This is a genomic window from Streptomyces albus subsp. chlorinus, from assembly GCF_013302895.1.
GTDB classification, from domain to species: domain Bacteria; phylum Actinomycetota; class Actinomycetes; order Streptomycetales; family Streptomycetaceae; genus Streptomyces; species Streptomyces chlorinus.
On the sequence record NZ_VJOK01000001.1, the window covers coordinates 5,368,726 to 5,386,667 of the forward strand.

At 72.1% G+C, this 17,942-nt stretch carries 17 protein-coding genes; 13 read left to right on the top strand and 4 right to left on the bottom strand.

Annotation, left to right across the window (positions count from 1 at the left end; all coding sequences use genetic code 11):
- Positions 1-737, top strand: a 737-nt coding sequence (locus FM076_RS23610) for an AAA family ATPase (protein ID WP_173872948.1), incomplete at its 5' end; no start/stop codon positions are given.
- On the opposite strand, the gene FM076_RS23615 is transcribed toward FM076_RS23610, so the two are convergent.
- Positions 715-1,695 (bottom strand): hypothetical protein, encoded by a 981-nt coding sequence (locus FM076_RS23615; protein WP_173872949.1) that lies wholly within the window; start codon positions 1,693-1,695, stop codon positions 715-717. The two genes, FM076_RS23610 and FM076_RS23615, sit on opposite strands and share 23 nt — an antisense overlap.
- 244 nt (positions 1,696-1,939) lie before the next feature.
- Between FM076_RS23615 and FM076_RS23620 the strand changes: the two genes are divergently transcribed.
- The 10 genes from FM076_RS23620 to FM076_RS23665 all read left to right on the top strand — a co-directional run bounded on the left by FM076_RS23620 (position 1,940) and on the right by FM076_RS23665 (position 12,579).
- On the top strand, positions 1,940-2,746 hold the full coding sequence (locus FM076_RS23620; protein WP_173872950.1) for an enhanced serine sensitivity protein SseB C-terminal domain-containing protein: 807 nt from the start codon (positions 1,940-1,942) through the stop codon (positions 2,744-2,746).
- A 172-nt stretch (positions 2,747-2,918) separates the two neighbouring features.
- Complete coding sequence (locus FM076_RS23625) at positions 2,919-3,686, top strand: enhanced serine sensitivity protein SseB C-terminal domain-containing protein (RefSeq protein ID WP_173874958.1); 768 nt, start codon at positions 2,919-2,921, stop codon at positions 3,684-3,686.
- 295 nt (positions 3,687-3,981) lie between these two features.
- Complete coding sequence (locus FM076_RS23630) at positions 3,982-4,977, top strand: ABC transporter permease (RefSeq protein WP_173872951.1); 996 nt, start codon at positions 3,982-3,984, stop codon at positions 4,975-4,977.
- 68 nt (positions 4,978-5,045) lie between these two features.
- Positions 5,046-6,797 carry an ABC transporter substrate-binding protein gene (locus tag FM076_RS23635; RefSeq protein ID WP_173872952.1) on the top strand — a complete coding sequence of 584 codons (1,752 nt, stop codon included), beginning with the start codon at positions 5,046-5,048 and terminating at the stop codon, positions 6,795-6,797.
- A gap of 149 nt (positions 6,798-6,946) precedes the next feature.
- Positions 6,947-7,945 carry an ABC transporter permease subunit gene (locus FM076_RS23640; RefSeq protein WP_173872953.1) on the top strand — a complete coding sequence of 333 codons (999 nt, stop codon included), beginning with the start codon at positions 6,947-6,949 and terminating at the stop codon, positions 7,943-7,945.
- On the top strand, positions 7,942-9,159 hold the full coding sequence (locus FM076_RS23645; RefSeq protein WP_243274617.1) for an ABC transporter ATP-binding protein: 1,218 nt from the start codon (positions 7,942-7,944) through the stop codon (positions 9,157-9,159). The genes FM076_RS23640 and FM076_RS23645 overlap by 4 nt, the downstream gene beginning before the upstream one ends.
- Before the next feature lie 7 nt (positions 9,160-9,166).
- Positions 9,167-10,309, top strand: a complete 1,143-nt coding sequence (locus tag FM076_RS23650) for an ABC transporter ATP-binding protein (protein ID WP_428814987.1) — start codon at positions 9,167-9,169, stop codon at positions 10,307-10,309.
- Between the two features lie 97 nt (positions 10,310-10,406).
- A complete protein-coding gene (locus FM076_RS23655; RefSeq protein ID WP_173872954.1) occupies positions 10,407-11,084 on the top strand; it encodes a TRIC cation channel family protein in 678 nt (225 codons plus the stop codon).
- A 40-nt stretch (positions 11,085-11,124) separates the two neighbouring features.
- Complete coding sequence (locus tag FM076_RS23660; RefSeq protein ID WP_173872955.1) at positions 11,125-11,985, top strand: thioesterase family protein; 861 nt, start codon at positions 11,125-11,127, stop codon at positions 11,983-11,985.
- 117 nt (positions 11,986-12,102) lie between these two features.
- Positions 12,103-12,579, top strand: coding sequence for a DNA starvation/stationary phase protection protein (locus tag FM076_RS23665; RefSeq protein ID WP_173872956.1), 477 nt, complete (start codon positions 12,103-12,105; stop codon positions 12,577-12,579).
- 13 nt (positions 12,580-12,592) lie between these two features.
- On the opposite strand, the gene FM076_RS23670 is transcribed toward FM076_RS23665, so the two are convergent.
- Complete coding sequence (locus FM076_RS23670; RefSeq protein WP_173872957.1) at positions 12,593-13,486, bottom strand: polysaccharide deacetylase family protein; 894 nt, start codon at positions 13,484-13,486, stop codon at positions 12,593-12,595.
- A gap of 195 nt (positions 13,487-13,681) precedes the next feature.
- Here FM076_RS23670 and FM076_RS23675 point away from each other — a divergent pair, with 195 nt between their 5' ends.
- A complete protein-coding gene (locus FM076_RS23675) occupies positions 13,682-14,137 on the top strand; it encodes an NUDIX domain-containing protein (RefSeq protein WP_173872958.1) in 456 nt (151 codons plus the stop codon).
- Between the two features lie 18 nt (positions 14,138-14,155).
- On the opposite strand, the gene FM076_RS23680 is transcribed toward FM076_RS23675, so the two are convergent.
- Positions 14,156-15,703, bottom strand: coding sequence for a pentapeptide repeat-containing protein (locus tag FM076_RS23680; RefSeq protein WP_173872959.1), 1,548 nt, complete (start codon positions 15,701-15,703; stop codon positions 14,156-14,158).
- Between the two features lie 128 nt (positions 15,704-15,831).
- Here FM076_RS23680 and FM076_RS23685 point away from each other — a divergent pair, with 128 nt between their 5' ends.
- A complete protein-coding gene (locus FM076_RS23685) occupies positions 15,832-17,019 on the top strand; it encodes a cysteine desulfurase family protein (RefSeq protein WP_173872960.1) in 1,188 nt (395 codons plus the stop codon).
- A 292-nt stretch (positions 17,020-17,311) separates the two neighbouring features.
- Here FM076_RS23685 and FM076_RS23690 read toward each other — a convergent pair.
- A partial coding sequence (locus tag FM076_RS23690) for an N-acetylmuramoyl-L-alanine amidase (RefSeq protein ID WP_430625932.1) occupies positions 17,312-17,942 on the bottom strand: 631 nt, incomplete at its 5' end.

The following is a 17,942-nucleotide window of genomic DNA, read 5'->3' on the forward strand; positions in this document are numbered from 1 at the left end:
ACGTGGTGGTCGTCTCCGGACTGCCCGGCGGCGGCAAGTCCACCCTGATGCGCGCGGCCGTGCCCGCGCGCGCCGGCGTCGTGCGCATCGACTCCCAGGACACCCGCGAGCGCTGGGAGCGGCGCGTGCCGCGCTGGCTGCCCTACGGCGTCTACCGCCCGCTGGTGCGGATGGCGCACTACGCCCGGCTGCGCGCCGCGCTCGGCTCGGGCGCCGCGGTCGTGGTGCACGACTGCGGCACACAGAGCTGGGTGCGCCGCTGGCTCGCCCGGGACGCGGTGCGGCGGGGCCGGGCGCTCCACCTGCTGCTGCTCGACGTGACGCCCGAGGACGCGCTGGAGGGCCAGGCGGCGCGCGGCCGGGGAGTCTCCGGCTACGCCTTCCGCCGCCATCTGCGCGCGGTGCGCAGGCTGCGGGCGGCGGCCGAGGCGGGACGGCTGCCGCGCGGCTGCGCCTCCGCCCTCCTGCTGGACCGCGGCTCGGCCCAGGCCCTGCGCGCCGTCCTCTTCGAACCGCTGCCCGCCGCCGTGCCCATGACGGTGACCACCCATGTGCGCCCGGTGCCGCGGACCGCGCCCGCCACGGCCGCCCCGAAGGTGCCGGCGCCCGCGGTCCCGCCACCAGGGAGGGGCGGCCGGACCGCGGGCGGGGACAGGGGCCGGGACCTGGGGGAGAGGGCCGCCGACGGGGACAGGACGGCGGACGCCGCCCGGGTCAGCGGCCCGCTTCAGCGGTGACCGGCCGCTCCCCCTGCGCGGAGGAGCCCTGCGGGGCCTGCTCCGGCGACGCGTGGCCGGGAGCGTCCTGACCCTGCTCGCCGGGGCCCTGCTCCTTCCGCGGCTTCTGCGGCTTCTTCGGCTGCTTCGCCGCGGACGGCTTGTGCTGCCCCTGCTCCTCGCCCTGCCCCTGCTGCCCGGCCGGCGGCTTGGCCGGCTTGCCCGGCTGGGACGGCTTGTGCTCCTGGTCCTGCGGGACCGGCCCCTGCTGCCCGGCCGGCGGCTTGTGCTGCGGCTTCGCGGGCTTGTGCGGCTGGGGCTTCGCCGGCTTGTGCTCGGCGGGCGGACGCTGCTGGAGGGTGTCCTGGTCCTCCGAGGGGTCCGGCTTGGCGGGCTGCTTCACCCCGCCGGCCGGCTGCATCCGGGGCAGCCCCTTGAGATCGGCCGCCGGCAGCCTGCCGCCGTAGAGCATGGCGGCCATCAGATTGGAGCCGCCGGTCAGGGCCCGGTTCGCGGCGGCGGTCCGCTGCTGGGGCGTCCCCTTGACGGCGGCGCTGAGCAGCGCCTCCGTCCGGCTGCGCAGGTCGGCGGCGGCCCTGGCCGTCATGTCGCGGGCTCGGCGCTCGGCCCGGGGCTCCTGGCCGGATGCCGCCTGGGGCGGCATCAGCGGCTGGAGGGCCTTGTTCATCTCCCCGCGGTAGCGTGCCGCCTGGGCGGGGGAGAGCCTGCCCTCCTTCAGCTGGGTGACCGCGGCGACGACGCGGGTGAGCTGGTTCAGCGGCCGGAGCCCGCCGCGCAGGGCGTCCGCCTGCCGGGCGACCCGGGCCGACTGGGCGTCGTGCCGGTCGGCGCGGTCGGCCTTCCTGTCCCCCGGGGAGTGCTGGGCGGGTGCGCTGGACGCGGCGCCCGCCGCCCCGATGGCGAGGGAACCGGCCAGGGAGACGGTGACGGCGGCGGCGGTGATCCTGTTCACACGCATGTGCTTTCCTCCAGTCAGCGTGCCAGGCGGCACGTAATGGGACGCACACCACTTTTCGGCTGGTATGCACGCAACGCAACCGGAGAGTGGCCATACGTGGTCACTCTGGCTCGGGCCGCCCGCCCGGTCCGCCGCCCCGACCGCCCGCCCGGTCCGCCGCCCCGGCCATCCGTCCGGTCCGCCGGCCGGCGGTGGCCGCCCCGGGCCTTCGGAGCGCACCGGGATCATGGATAGGCTGGTGCACATGACAGTTCCCTCCCAGCCCCCGCAGCCGCAGCAGCCGCAGCACTTCGGGCCCGGGCACGGGGGCGGCTGGCCCGGCAACGAGCTGGAGGAGGCGCTCGCCGCCTCGGTCCAGGTCCCCCACGCCGGCGCCCGGCTGCTGGAGGTGCTCGGCCGCAGCAGCGTCTGGGTGCCGCTGCCCGAGGGCGGCAGCCGCGAGAGCCGGGAACTCGACCTGCCCACCATCGAGTTGGACGGCGCCGTCTACGTGCCGGTCTTCAGTTCCCAGGAGCAGTTCCTCAGCGTCGCCGGTGCGCACATGTCCTTCACCATCGCCCCGGCCAGGGAGTTCGCGCGCGGCCTCCCCCCGGGGGTGGGCATCGCCGTCAACCCGGAGGGCACCGTCGGGGTGCCGCTGCCCGCCGAGGCGGTCGCGGAGCTGTGTGCCAACACCCCCGCGGAGCAGGCGGTGGCCGGTGTCGCGCGGGGTGCGCGGGTGCGGCTGTTCGAGCCGGACTGGCAGGACGACCCGCTGGCGTTCCTGGCCGCCGCCTCGGCCGAGTTCGCCGCGCTCCCGTTCGTGCGGAGCGCGCGCCGGGGGCTCGCCAGCATCGAGGGCGACGCGCCCGCGCTGTTCGTCGGCGTGGAACTCGACCTGCTGGAGCCCGAGTCGAGACAGGCGGCGCACGACGCGCTCGGCCGGGCGCTGCACCAGGCCCAGGTGCGCTGGCCCGTCCAGATGGTGCTGCTGGATGCGGCCGAGGACCCGGTGGTGGACTGGATGCGGCAGTGCGTCCGCCCCTTCTACACCCGTGCGGGTCAGGTCTGAGGCGCCGCTGCGCGTCTGAACCGGGGGACGGGCAGGAGCGGCCCGCAAGGGGCGTACCGATGTCCGGGCCCGCTCTTAAGCTGGTTGGATAGCGGTGCGCAGCGACGAGACGGGCAGGAACGGCGGCAGTGGTGGAAGGGCGGCCCAGGTGAGCGCGGGTGGAAGCGTCGAGATGCTCCTGCGGCGGGTGACGCCGGGAGCCCACGACTCCTTCGAGAACTACGAAGCCCTCCTCCAGGTGCTCGCGGGCAGCCGGCTGTGGATGCTGCTGTGGAACGGCCGGGCCGGCTCGCCGGACGCGCAGTACGGCAACATGGAGGTGGCCGGGTACGGCTACGCACCCTGTGTGACCTCCCCGCAGGAGCTGGCGGCCTCCGGCTGGAACCGGGCCCACGAGGTGGTGGGCGGCCGGGACATCGCCGCCGCGCTCTTCCCCGACCGTTGGGGGATCTGGCTGAATCCGCACGCTCCGGGCGGCGGGGTCGGCATCCCCTGGCTGGATCTGCGCCGCATCGCCGTCGGCCTCGACCAGCTGCCGGCCGGACCCCTGCGGATCAGCGAACCCACCCTGGAGATCCCGCAGTTCTACGCGCTGCTGACGCAGAACGCCCACCACACCCCCGCGGTCCGCTCGCTGCGCCGTGCCTGGGTGCGGCCCGCGCTGGGGGTGCCGTATCTGGCCATCGGGCTGGAGCTCTACGACAACTCGCCGGCCTCCGTCGACGCCGCGCGGCGCATGATGGCCCAGTCGGTCTCGGCGGCCCCGGAGGGCCTGCCCGTCTCCAGCGTCGCCATGGCGGACGACTTCGACCCGGTGGCGATGTGGCTGCGCCGCCAGTCCCGCCCCTTCTTCGACCGTGACGCCCAGGTCCGTACCGGGTACGGGGCCCCCGGACCGGCGGCGGGCGGCTTCGGTTACGGGTACCCCAGGCCCTTCTGAAAACCGACCCCGCACAAGGGCCTGGAACAGGGCAAAACGCCTGGTCCGGCACCGCTGAACGTCAATTTCCGTCCGCATAACGGAACATGACGCGTCACATCACAGTTGCGCATCCTTTCCCTGGGAGGTCTGGCGACTGATCGTGACCGCGATGAAGACTCCCGAGCCATAAGCCACAGGGAGGCCGCGCACCAGCCTCCCCGACGAACGGCTTGCGAACGTCCTTCAAACTTCGACCGCTACAGCGGTGTGCGTGGACTGGTCAACTGCCGGTCGAGAAGGGGTCCCCACCACGATGACGGCACCACTGCACGAGGAAACGCCCGCGGGAACCGCGGTCGTGGAGCCGGCCGGCAAGTCCGAGCAGGCGATCGAGGGCCGCTCGCTCGGCCGGATCGCCTGGGAGCGGCTCAAGCGTGACAAGGTGGCGCTGGCCGGCGGCGCGATCGTCCTGCTGCTGATCCTCGTCGCGATCTTCGCTCCCGCGATCACCGCGCTGACCGGGCAGTCGCCGAACGAGCGCCACGAGAACCTGATCGACCCGCTCTTCAGCACGCCCAAGGGCGCCCTCGGCGGTATCTCCGGGGAGCATCTGCTCGGTGTCGAGCCGGTCAGCGGACGCGACATCCTGGCCCGGATCGTCTACGGCGCCCGGGTCTCGATCCTGGTCGGCTTCCTCTCGGCCTTCGTCGCCGTCGTCTTCGGCACCGTCCTGGGCACGCTCGCCGGGTACTTCGGCGGCTGGCTGGACGCGGTCATCAGCCGCGTGATGGACATGCTGCTGGCCTTCCCGCAGCTGCTGTTCATCATCTCCCTGATCTCCGTCATGCCGAACGACCTGCTCGGACTGACCGGTACGGGCGTGCGGCTGCTGGTGATGATCCTGGTCATCGGCTTCTTCGGCTGGCCCTACATCGGCCGCATCGTGCGCGGCCAGGTGCTCTCCCTGCGCGAGCGGGAGTACATCGAGGCGGCCCGGAGCCTGGGCGCGGGGCGCGGCTACATCATCAGCAAGGAACTGCTGCCGAACCTGGTCGCGCCGATCACCGTGTACACGACGCTGATGATCCCGACCAACATCCTCACCGAGGCCGCGCTCAGCTTCCTCGGCGTGGGCGTCAAGCCGCCCACCGCCTCGTGGGGGTCCATGCTCTCGGACGCCGTGACGTACTACGAGTCCGACCCGATGTACATGATCATCCCCGGTGTCGCCATCTTCATCACCGTGCTCGCCTTCAACCTCTTCGGAGACGGCGTACGCGACGCACTGGACCCGAAGGGGACCCGTTGACCCCCCACCCCAGACCCCGGCCCCGCCCAGCCCGTGCGGGCCGTGACCTACCACGGAGGTTGCGAGACGTGACAACCCTACGCACATCGAGGCGCAGGCTGGCGGCGGTGTCGGCCGTCGCCGCCGCGACGCTGCTGGCCACCTCGGCCTGCGGCGGCAACAGCGACAGCGAGGGCGGCGGCGAGTACAACGCGGGCGTCAACCATGTCGCCAACGCCTCGGACAAGAAGGGCGGGACCCTGAAGTTCGTCGGTGTCCAGGACGCCGACTCCTGGGACACCACCCGGATGTACTACGCGTTCGCCTTCGACTTCGCGCGCTACTACAGCCGCCAGCTGGTGAGCTACACCCCCAAGCCGGGGCAGAAGAGCCTGGACCTGAAGCCCGACCTGGCCACCGACGACGCCCAGATATCGGACAACGGCAAGGTCTACAAGTACCGGCTCAAGGACGGCCTCAAGTGGGAGGACGGCAAGCCGATCACCTCCCAGGACGTCAAGTACGGCATCGAGCGCCAGTGGGCGCAGAAGACGCTGTCCGGCGGGCCCACCTACCTCAAGGACGTCCTCGACCCCGAGGGCAAGTGGAAGGGCCCCTACGACGACAAGAGCGAGTTCGAGGGCATCAAGACGCCCGACGACAAGACCATCGAGTTCCATCTGCCGAAGGCCAACGGCGACTTCGAGCAGATGCTGGCGATGCCCACCAACTCGCCGGTCCGCAAGGACAAGGACACCAAATCCAAGTACACCCTGCGGCCGTTCTCCTCGGGCCCGTACAAGTTCAAGTCGTACACCCCGAACAAGTCGCTGCTCCTGGTCCGCAACAAGCACTGGGACCGGCAGGGCGACCCGCTGCGCAAGGCGCTGCCCGACCAGATCCAGGTCACGCTGCTCACCAACAACCCGGACGCGCGCGACAAGCGTCTGATCAACGGTGACGCCGACCTCGACCTGAACCAGCGCGGCATGGAGGTCCAGGGCCGGCAGACCGCCCTCAAGCAGCACAAGGGCAATGTCGACAACCCGCAGGCGGGCTTCATCTCGTACGTGGCCTTCCCGCAGAGCGTGAAGCCGTTCGACAACATCCACTGCCGCAAGGCGGCCATCTACGGCACCGACCACAAGTCGGTCCAGACCGCGCGCGGCGGCCCGACCGCCGGCGGTGCCCTGGCGCACAACATGCTGCCGCCGGTCATCCCGGGCTACGACAAGAACGACGACCAGTACGGCATCCTCAAGGACGGCGGCAAGCCCAACGCCGCCAAGGCCAAGGAAGAGCTGAAGAAGTGCGGGAAGCCGGGCGGCTTCAGCACCACGCTCGCCGTGCGCAGCACCGACAAGGCCGATGTGAAGTCCGCCGAGTCGATCCAGGCGTCGCTCAAGAAGGTCGGCATCAAGGTCGAGATCGACCAGTTCGACGGTGCGCAGGGCTCTTCGATCGTGGGCAACCAGGCCACGGTCAAGAAGAAGGGCTACGGCATGGTCCTCTACGGCTGGGGCCCCGACTTCCCCAGCGGCCAGGGCTACGGCATCGAGCTGTGGCACAGCTCCAAGATCCGGGACAACGGTAACAACAACTACGCGCTGATCGACGACCCGAAGATCGACAAGGGCCTCGACGACGCCATCGCCGAGCTGGACCCGGACAAGGCCGCCGAGAAGTACGCGGAGGTCAACAAGAACGTCATGGCGGGCGGTTACTACCTGCCGCTGACCTACCTGAAGGTCGTCCAGTGGCGCTCGGACCGGCTCACCAACGTCTACGCGGCCGACTCCTACAGCGGCTGGTACGACTTCGCGTCCCTCGGCGTCAAGTGACCCGCCCGGTCACCAACCGCCACTGACATCACCATCTGACGGCGCCACCCGCCGCTGGCACGAAGGGCAGGTGAAGGCCGCCACGGCGGTCCGGCCGCCGGCTCCCTGACCGGGAGCGGGCCGGACCGCCGACGGGCGGCCAAAGAGCAGTGCTCACATACCTCATCAGGCGGCTGTTCGCCGTCGCAGTGATGCTGGTCGTCATCATCCTGGCGGTCTTCTGCATCTTCTTCCTCATCCCCAAGTGGACGGGGATAGACCCGGCCACCATGTTCGTCGGCAAGCAGGCCGACAAGGACAGCATCGAAGCCGTCCGCCAGAAGCTCCAGCTGGACGATCCGGTCCTGGTGCAGCTCTTCGAGTTCTTCAAGGGCCTGTTCGTCGGCCGGGACTACACCGCCGCCGGCGACACCACGCACTGCGGGGCCCCCTGCTTCGGCTACTCCTTCCGTACCGAGCAGGAGATCTGGCCCGTCCTGACCGACCGCCTCCCGGTCACGCTCTCCCTGGCGCTGGGCGCCGCGGTCGTCTGGCTGATCATCGGCCTGACCGTCGGCGTGCTCTCCGCGCTCAAGCGCGGCAGCCTGTGGGACCGGCTGGCCATGTCCGGCGCGCTGGCCGGCGTCTCGCTGCCCGTCTACTTCACCGGTCTGATCACGCTGGCGATCTTCGCCTACCAGCTCGGCCTGGTGAGCAACCAGTTCACCCCGTTCGGCGAGAACCCCGGCAAGTGGTTCAGCGGCATGATCCTGCCCTGGATCACCCTCGCCTTCCTCTTCGGCGCCATGTACGCCCGGCTCACCCGGGCCACCATGCTGGAGGTGATGGGCGAGGACTACATCCGCACCGCACGCGCCAAGGGGCTCAAGGAGCAGGTCGTCATCGGCAAGCACGCCATGCGCTCCACCATGACGCCGGTCCTCACCCTGCTCGGCATCGACATCGGCGCCCTGATGGGCGGCGCGATCCTCACCGAGACCACCTTCAGCATCCCCGGGCTCGGCCAGGCCGTACTCAAGGCGATCAACGACCGCGACCTGCCGCTGATCCTGGGTGTCACCCTCATCACCGCAACCGCCGTTGTCATCGCGAATCTCGTCGTGGACCTGCTGTACGGCGTGATCGACCCACGAGTGAGGCTGGGATGACCGACCACGAGCACACGTCCCCCGAGGACGGGAAGACCGACGTCACCAAGGCGGACGTCACCAAGGGCGACACCGCCGGGACCGGCGTCACCGCGGCCGGGGCGGCCGGCGATGCCGCCGCGGACCTGCCCGCCACGGGTACCGCGACCGGCGAGCCCGCGCCGGCCAAGGAGCCGCCGGCCTCGTTCCTTGAGGTCCGCGACCTGCGGGTGCACTTCCCCACCCAGGACGGCGTCGTCAAGTCGGTCGACGGGCTCTCCTTCACGCTGGAGAAGGGCAAGACCCTCGGTATCGTCGGCGAGTCGGGCTCCGGCAAGTCCGTGACCTCGCTGGGCATCATGGGGCTGCACACCGTCGGCCAGTACGGCAGGCAGCGGCCCCGCCTCTCCGGCGAGATCTGGCTGAACGGCCAGGAACTGCTGAGCGCCGACCCGGACACGGTCCGCAAACTGCGCGGCCGGGAGATCTCCATGATCTTCCAGGACCCGCTCTCCGCGCTGCACCCCTTCTTCACCGTCGGCCACCAGATCGTGGAGGCGTACCGCGTCCACCACGACGTCGACAAGAAGACGGCCCGCAAGCGCGCCGTGGAACTCCTGGACCGGGTGGGCATCCCCGAGCCGAAGAAGCGGGTGGACAGCTACCCGCACGAGTTCTCCGGCGGGATGCGCCAGCGCGCGATGATCGCCATGGCGCTGGTCAACAACCCCGAACTCCTGATCGCCGACGAGCCGACCACGGCCCTGGACGTGACCGTCCAGGCGCAGATCCTCGACCTGATCCGCGATCTGCAGAAGGAGTTCGGCTCGGCCGTCATCATCATCACCCACGACCTGGGCGTCGTCGCCGAACTCTCCGACGACATCCTGGTGATGTACGGCGGACGCTGTGTCGAGTACGGCACCGCGGAGCAGGTCTTCTACGAGCCGCAGCACCCCTACACCTGGGGCCTGCTGGGCTCCATGCCGCGCATCGACCGGGACCGGGCCGAGCGCCTCATCCCGGTCAAGGGCTCGCCGCCCAGCCTCATCAACGTCCCCTCCGGCTGCGCCTTCAACCCGCGCTGCCCGTACGCGGACATCCCCAAGGGCGACGTCACCCGCACCACGCGGCCCGAGCTGCGCGAGGTCAAGCCCGGGCACCTGTCCGCCTGTCACATGGCGCAGGAGGACAGGGAGCGCATCTGGAACGAAGAGATTGCCCCGAAGCTGTGAGCGCGAAGTGAGTGAGGACGACGAGCCGATGACGAACCCCGCGAAGCCCCCGGCCACCGGCTCCGAGCCGGCGGGCCCGGGCACGCTCGCCGAGCCGCGCGAGGGCGAGCCGCTGCTGAAGGTCAGCGGCCTCAAGAAGCACTTCCCCGTCACCAAGGGTCTCTTCAAGCGGCAGGTCGGCGCCGTCCTCGCGGTCGACGGCATCGACTTCGAGGTCCGCGCGGGCGAGACCCTCGGCGTCGTGGGGGAGTCGGGCTGCGGCAAGTCCACGATGGGCCGTCTGATCACCCGGCTGCTGGAGCCCACCGCCGGGAAGATCGAGTTCGAGGGCAAGGACATCACGCACCTGGGCGTCAGCGGCATGCGGCCGATGCGCCGCGATGTGCAGATGATCTTCCAGGACCCGTACTCCTCGCTGAACCCCAGGCACACGGTCGGCGCCATCGTCAGCGCCCCGTTCAAGCTCCAGGGGGTGCAGCCCGAGGGCGGTGTCAAGAAGGAGGTCCAGCGGCTGCTCCAGGTGGTCGGGCTCAGCCCCGAGCACTACAACCGCTACCCGCACGAGTTCTCCGGCGGTCAGCGCCAGCGCATCGGCATCGCCCGCGCGCTGGCGCTCAACCCGAAGCTCGTGGTGGCCGACGAGCCGGTCTCGGCGCTGGACGTCTCCATCCAGGCCCAGGTCGTCAACCTGCTGGACGACCTCCAGGAGGAGCTGGGCCTCACCTATGTGATCATCGCGCACGACCTGTCCGTCATCCGGCACGTCTCGGACCGGATCGCCGTGATGTACCTCGGCAAGGTCGTCGAGATCACGGACCGCAAGTCGCTGTACGAGACGCCCATGCACCCCTACACCCGTGCGCTGCTGTCGGCGGTGCCCGTGCCGGACCCGCGCCGCAAGGCCGCACAGGGGCGGGAGCGGATCCTGCTCCAGGGCGATGTGCCCTCCCCGATGAACCCGCCGTCCGGCTGCCGCTTCCACACCCGGTGCTGGAAGGCGACGGAGGTCTGCCGGACGAAGGAGCCCCCGCTGGTGTCCCTGGGCCCCGGCCACCAGGTGGCGTGCCACCACCCGGAGAACGCCCCCGACCAGGAGCCGGGCGACACCGAGCTGCTGCGCACGGCCGCCGCGGCCAAGGAGGCGCGCTAGCCGTCCCGCCCCCGGGCGCCGCTGCCGGGCCGGCGGCACCCGGGGGCGGGGAGGGCAGGGCCGCGGGCGCGTGCACCGGCCCGATACAAAGGTGCGCGTGGACACCCTCTTCAACCCGACCCTCCAGCACTGGCTGGACATCGCGGGTATCTTCGTCTTCGCCGTCTCCGGTGCCCTGCTGGCCGTCCGCCGCAACTTCGACGTCTTCGGCATCGCCGTCCTCGCCGAGGTCACCGGCCTGGGCGGCGGCATCTTCCGGGACGTGGTCATCGGGGCGGTGCCGCCGGCGGCCTTCACCGATCTGGGCTACTTCCTCACACCCCTCGTCTCCACCGCTCTGGTCTTCTTCCTGCACCCGCAGGTGGAGCGGATCAACAAGGCGGTGAACGTCTTCGACGCCGCCGGTCTGGGCCTCTTCTGCGTGACGGGCACGCTCAAGGGCCACGAGTACGGGCTCGGCCTCACCTCCTCGGTGGTGATGGGCCTGGCCACGGCGGCCGGCGGCGGTGTCCTGCGGGACGTGCTGGCCAACGAGGTGCCCTCCCTGCTGCGCTGGGACCGCGAGATCTACGCGGTGCCGGCGATCGTCGGCTCCAGCGCGGTGGCGCTCCTGATCCACCTCGACGAGGTGCGGCCCACCACGGCGGTGGGCGCGGCGCTGCTGGCGTTCGTCCTGCGGCTGCTGGCCCTGCGCTACAACTGGCGTGCCCCGCGCGCCTGGAAGCGCAGCAGCGCGACACTGGACGCGGAGCGGGCGGGCAGCGACCGCGCCTAGTGGCTACCCACGAGTAACAAACGGGGTGTACGGTGCCCTCATGTCCGACGCTCCCTCTCAGGTCACCGCCCCGCCCGCCGCCCATGCGCCCGCCACCAGCGAGTTCGACCGGGACACGGCCGTCCGCACCCGTGAGCCCGGCGTCCACGAGGCGCGGCTCTCGCCGGGCTGGGCGATAGGCAAGGCCCTCAACGGCGGCTACCTGCTGGCCGTCCTCGGCCGGGCGCTGCGCCAAGCGCTCCCGCACCCGGATCCGTTCACGATCACGGCCCACTACCTGACGGCCACCGTCGCCGGGCCCGCCACCATCCGCACCGATACCGCCCGCAGCGGCCGCACCGTCTCCACGGCCTCGGCCGGCCTCTTCCAGACGGACGAGCGCGGCAACGAGGTCGAGCGCATCCGCGTCCTGGCCACCTACGGCGACCTCGACGCCCTCTCCGGCGAGATCCGCACCAGCGCCACCCCGCCCGCCATGCCGCCGCGCGAACAGTGCTTCCGCGCCACCGACCACCCCGGCGGCGCCGCCGCCGTCCCCGAGATGGGCCACCGGCTCGATCTGCGGCTCGACCCGGAGACCTGCGGCTGGGCGCTGGGGGCGCCCAGTATGCGCGGCCGGATGCGGGCCTGGCTCCAGCTGGCCGACGGCCGCGACGCGGACCCGCTCTCGCTGCTGATGGCGGTGGACGCGCTGCCACCGACCGGCTTCGACCTCGGCCTCACCGGCTGGGTCCCCACCGTCGAACTCACCGTCCACGTCCGCGCCCGCCCGGCCCCCGGCCCGCTCCGGGTCGCCATCACCACCCGCAACCTGGCCACCGGCTTCCTGGAGGAGGACGCGGAGGTCTGGGACTCGGCCGACCGGCTGGTGGCCCAGTCCCGCCAGCTCGCCCGGGCGTAGGCCGCCGGGGGCAACCGGGCTACTGTCGCACGCCACGGCTGCCCCCGATATGTCCCTTTCCCTCCGCGCGCTTACGTTGTGCATGGAAAGCCGCAATTCGAGAGAAAGCGACGCAAGGTGACCTACACAGTCAAGAGCACGCTCCCGGAAGCGGACCTGCGGACCGTCGCCGAGGCGCTCCAGGGCACGCTGCTCGACCTCATCGACCTCTCCCTCGTCGCCAAGCAGATCCACTGGAACGTGGTCGGGCCCCGCTTCCGGTCCATCCACCTCCAGCTCGACGAGGTGGTCGACACCGCCCGCCAGTACTCCGACACCGTCGCCGAGCGGGCGTCCGCGCTCGGGATCAGCCCGGACGGCCGCTCGGTCAGCGTCGCGGGCGGCAGCGCCCTCGCCACCGTCAAGGAGGGCTGGCTCCCCGACAACGACGCGGTGCGCCTGATGGTCGAGGCCCTCAGCGCGGTGATCACCAAGGCCCGTGAGCGGATGAAGGCCGTCGGCCCGGTCGACCCGGTCACCGAGGACGTCTTCATCCGGCTCACCGGCGACCTGGAGAAGGAGCACTGGATGTTCCAGGCGGAGAACCGGGCCTGAGCCCGGCCGCGGGTCACCCGGCGGCCGGCCCGGGGGCGGCGGAGGCGGCCGTGCGGGCGTAGTGGGCGGCGATCTCGTCGGAGGTGGTCAGCCAGGTGGCCGGGTGTCCCGCGATGTACTCCAGCGCCTCGTCGAGGTACTTGGCGCGGAACGCCTGGCCGATCACGAACGGGTGCAGGACGAGCGGCATCACCCGTCCGCTGCCGCTCTCCTCGGCCTCCTTGAGCAGCTGGTCGAACTGGTCCTTGACGATGCGGACGTACTCCGGGCCGCTCAGGGACTTGCCCACGAACATCTGGATGTCGCCGAGTTCGACCGCGTAGGGGACGCTGAACATGCCGTCCACCGCGAGCGGGTAGGGCTGGTCGTCGTTGCCCCAGTCCAGTACGTAGTCCAGGCCCAGCCCGGCCAGCAGCCGCGGGGTCTCGTACGTCTCGGTGAGGCCGGGGCCCAGCCAGCCGCGGGGCCGGCGGCCGGTGCCGCGTTCGATGGTCTCGACGACCTCGGTGAGGTAGGCGCGCTCCTCGTCGGGCTCCATGCCCGCCTGGAGGATGTTGTTGTTCTTGCCGTGTGCGATCCAGGCCCAGTCGCGCTGCCGCCCGGCCTCGATGATCTGCGGATAGCGGTCGACGACATCGGAGTTGAGCATGACGCTGGCACGGATGCCGTGCTTGTCGAGGATGTCGGCCACCCGCCAGATGCCGACCCGGGGTCCGTAGTCCCGCCAGCCGAAGTTCAGCGGGTCCGGCGAGAGGCCGGCGGTGCCCGGGTAGATGCTGGTCGCGGGACGGTCGATCTCGAAGTGCTCCACGTTCAGCCCCACGTAGAAGGCGATCCGGGCGCCGTCCGGCCAGTGCAGGGGCTCCCGTTCGGTGAGGGGGCTGTAGGGGAAGAGCGTGTTGTCCATGCGTGTTCACCTCAAGGGTCGAGGGTCGTGGGGCGTGCTGCCCTCTGCCTGACCGCATCTTCAAACCTTCACACTGGTGTGAAGGTCAAGCGGCGACGGTGTGACCCGCGCCGGCCGGCCGCACACCGCGGGCGGCGGGGTTGGGCGGGCCACCCGTGATGCGTCAGGGTGGGTGTCCACCGAGGGGAGGCAGGCATGAAACAGTTGGTCGCCCGCGTCTGGCACTCCCTGCGCGGGCCGCTCCAGTGGCGTCTCCTGTGGCTGGCGCACGCCAAGTTCGTGGTCGGCGTCACGGGCGTGGTGCGCGACCGTGACGGCCGCGTCCTCCTGCTGCGGCACCGCCTGTGGTCACCGGACAGCGCCTGGGGGCTGCCCACCGGATTCGCCGTCAGGGGCGAGGACTTCGCGCGGACGGTGGTGCGCGAGGTACGGGAGGAGACGGGCCTGACGGTCGAGCCGGGAGCGCTCGTACGCCTCCGGAGCGGCTACCGGCTGCGCCTGGAGGTGGCCTACGAGGCCCTCTGCACCGGCGGCACCCTGAAGCTCGACACCATGGAGATACGCGAAGCACGCTGGTTCTCCCCCGACGACCTGCCCGACGGCCTCCAGGAGTCCCACCGCGAGCTGATCCGCCCCCCGGCCGCCTCCTGACGGCGGGCCGCCGGTGCCTCACCCGCGCTTGAGCCGGCTCCGCACAGCAAGCACCGCGAGACCCAGCAGGGTGGGCTCCACCAGCCGGGCGGCCTTCTCCAGATAGCCGCCCGCGCGCGTCAGACGCGGCCCGCTGGAGCGGAAGACCACCGAGTTGAGCACCACGTCGACCGCCTTACCGGCCCGCTCGGCGGTGAAGCGCTCCGGCAGGGGACGGTGCAGCCCGGGCGGCTGCTTCCCGGTGAGACCGGAGCCCGCGGGGTAGGGGCGGGCCGGGGTGTCGGGCAGGCCGACGGCCATCATCAGCAGCACCGTCGCCAGCATCGACGCGGCCAGCCAGGCCAGGGCCCGGGAGGCGCGCAGCCCGTAGCCGGAGGCCGCCCAGTACAGGGTCAGCAGCCAGCGCTCGGCGTGCCGCCAGCCGCGGCTGTAGCGCCGCATCTCCATCTCGCCGTAGTAGAAGTCCGCCGCCCCCGGCTCGTCCTTGGCGTCCTCGCGCGCCTTGCGCAGCTGGCGGTAGGTGGTGGTCAGCGCGGCCAGACCGGGGGCGTCGTGGTCACGGGCCGGCGCGTCCCCCCAGTTGTGCCGGGACGCCGGGCGCCTGCGGATCGCCCGCCACCGCCGCTCCTCCTCGATGACGTACCGCTTGGTGCACCAGTAGGGCACGCCACGGTGCCAGCGCACACCGCTGGGGGCCGCGCTCATGTCCCAGCGCCCCTCCAGCCGGAGCTGGTCGAGGTGGTGGGTGCCGGCGAACAGGCAGCCGCTCAGATCCACGTCGGACAGCAGCAGCATCGAGGCGTCCACCTCGCGCAGCGACATCACGGACACGGTGACGGGCCGCTGCCGCGCCGGCACGTGCTCGGGGGGAGCGGCGAAGTGGTGGCTCGTCATCACGGTGCTCGGCTGCTGGAGGTGGGCGCCCTCCAGGGCGAGCCGGGCGTACCGCAACTGGAAGGAGGCCGGCCCGTCGAAGCGCGCGTTGACGCACCGCACCAGCGGGGCGGCGATCCGGAACCGGGCCGCCCCCTCGAACACGGCGCCCGTCAGGTCCACGGTGTCCGAGCAGACGAGCGGCCCGAGGAACACCGGTGCCGCGAAGACGGCGTGCCGCAGCCGCAGGACGCCCTCCACACGGGCGTTGTCCAGCCACACCTCGGCCTCGAAACGCGCCCGGTCGAGGAAGACCTCCCGGCCCGCGCGGAACGAGGCGTCCACGAACCGGACCGGCCCCTCGAAGACCGCTTGCCGGAAGGAGAGCGGTGCCCCCGCCTCCTCGAAGCGGGCCCCGGAGAAGTCGGCGCTCCCGAAGCGCGGGGCCGCGCCGTCCCCGGGGCGCAGCCGGGAACACAGCTCCGCCAGCAGCTCCCCGCTCACCGGCGTCCCCCGCAGGTCCACGTCCGCCCCGGGGCCCAGCAGGGCCAGCCACTCCCGCCTGCCGTCCCCGGTGAGGTGCGCCAGGCACCGGGGACGGGAGCCGGCGCGTATCCCGCGGCAGCCGACCGGGTCCCGCTCGTGCGCGCCCAGGCCGCAGTGGTCCCAGGGCGGAGGCGTCGTCTCGTCCATGGCGTGATCACACCAGGGCGGACGCGTCCCGCGCAGCCCCCCGGACACATCCGCTTCTCCCCTCCCGCGCTCCTCCGCCCCCACGCGCCGGTCGTGCGCCCCGGGAAGGCCCGTAGAATCGGGGAATCATGGCTGACACCGCCCACCCCGCCTATCTCGACCACGCCGCCACCACCCCGATGTGGCCCGAGGCGGTGCGGACGATGACCGAGCAGCTCGCGGTCGTCGGCAACGCGTCCTCGCTGCACGGCGCGGGCCGGCGGGCCCGGCGCACGGTCGAGGAGTCGCGGGAGTCGCTGGCGGCCTCGCTCGGCGCCCGGCCCAGCGAGGTGGTCTTCACCGGGGGCGGCACCGAGGCGGACAACCTCGCCGTCAAGGGGCTGTACTGGGCCCGCCGGGGCCAGGACGCGAGGCGGACGCGGGTGCTGGCCAGCCCGGTCGAGCACCACGCGGTCCTCGACGCCGTCGAGTGGCTGGCCGAACACGAGGGCGCGCGCGTCGAGTGGCTGCCGGTGGACGCCCACGGGCGGGTGCACCCCGAGGCCCTGCGCGAGGCCATCGAGCGGGACCCGTCCGGGGTGGCGCTGGCCACGGTCATGTGGGCGAACAACGAGATCGGCACCACCACACCGATCCGCGAACTGGCGGCGGTGGCCGAGGAGTTCGGGGTGCCGCTGCACTCGGACGCGGTGCAGGCGTTCGGACAGCTCGATGTCTCCTTCGCCGAGTCCGGCCTGGCGGCCATGGCCGTGACCGGACACAAGACCGGCGGCCCGTACGGCGTCGGCGCCCTGCTGCTGCGGCGCGAGTTCACCCCCGTGCCACTGCTGCACGGCGGCGGCCAGGAGCGGCAGGTGCGCTCCGGGACCCTCGACACCCCCGCCGTCGCCGCGTTCGCGACGGCCGCGCGGGTGTCCGTCGAGCGGCGCGAGGACTTCGTCCGCGAGGTGGGCGCCCTGCGCGACGCCCTGGTGGCCGCCGTCCGCGAGGCCGTGCCGGACGCGGTGCTCAACGGCGACCCGGACCCGGCCGGCCGGCTCCCCGCCAACGCCCACTTCTCCTTCCCCGGCTGCGAGGGCGACTCGCTGCTGCTCCTCCTGGACGCCCAGGGGATCGAGTGTTCGACGGGTTCGGCGTGCACGGCGGGCATCGCCCAGCCCAGCCATGTGCTGCTGGCCACCGGCACCGATCCGGACCTGGCCCGGGGCACCCTGCGCTTCTCCCTGGGCCACACCTCCACCAAGGCCGACGTGGACGCGCTGGCCGAGGCCATCGGCCCGGTCGTGGACCGGGCCCGGAACGCGGGCCTGAGCTAGCCGCCCGCCGCCCCCCTGCTGTCTCCTGGCCGCCCGCTCGCCGCCCCTTGGCTGGCTGCCGCCCGCCGCCCCCCTGCTGTCTCCTGGCCGCCCGCTCGCCGCCCCTTGGCTGGCTGCCGCCCGCCGCCTCCTGAGCGCCCGCCCGCTGCCTCCGGGCCTGGTCTCCTGGCGGCTCCGGTCGGCCGCCAGGTGGTCCGTCCACGGCCGGCCTTCTGGTAGTCCGGCCACGGCCGCCGCCTCTGTCACTGCCGGCGGTGGCCCCCGCACACCGCCGCCCCCGTCGCGGCGCCGCTCACCTGCGGCGCAGCGTGCTCTCCACCTTCATCTCGTTCCGCACCAGACGTATGTAGCGGTCCCAGTCCCAGTGCCGGCCCGGGTCGGTGTGGTCGGCGCCGGGGACCTCGTTGTGGCCGATGATGTGCTTCCGGTCGGCGGGGAAGCCGTAGCGGGAGCAGATACCGGCGGTGAGCTTGGCGGAGGAGCGGTACATCGCGTCCGTGAAGTCCTGCGGGCGGTCCGTCCAGCCCTCGTGCTCGATGCCGATGCTGCGCTCGTTGTACTCCCTGTTTGCGGCGTGGAAGGCCACGTCCAGCTCGCGGATCATCTGGATGATCTCTCCGTCCTGGCAGACGATGTAGTGGGCCGCGGCCTGGTGCGCCGGGTTCCGGAAGACCTTCACGGCGGCCGCGGCGGTGCCCTGCGTGACGTGGACGATCACTCTGTCGATGCCGAAGTCCGAGGGGCGGTCCCCGCGGCGCATGTTCGCCTCGGAGGCGGCCACCCACCGGGCGCGGGCGTCGTCGACCTGGCCCTCCATCCGGGGCTTGTCGTTCCCGGGCATCCGCCACCACCAGCGCTTGATCTCCTGCCGGGTGGCCAGGCCCAGCACCCCGAGGCCCACCGCGGCGGTGCCCGTGATCAGC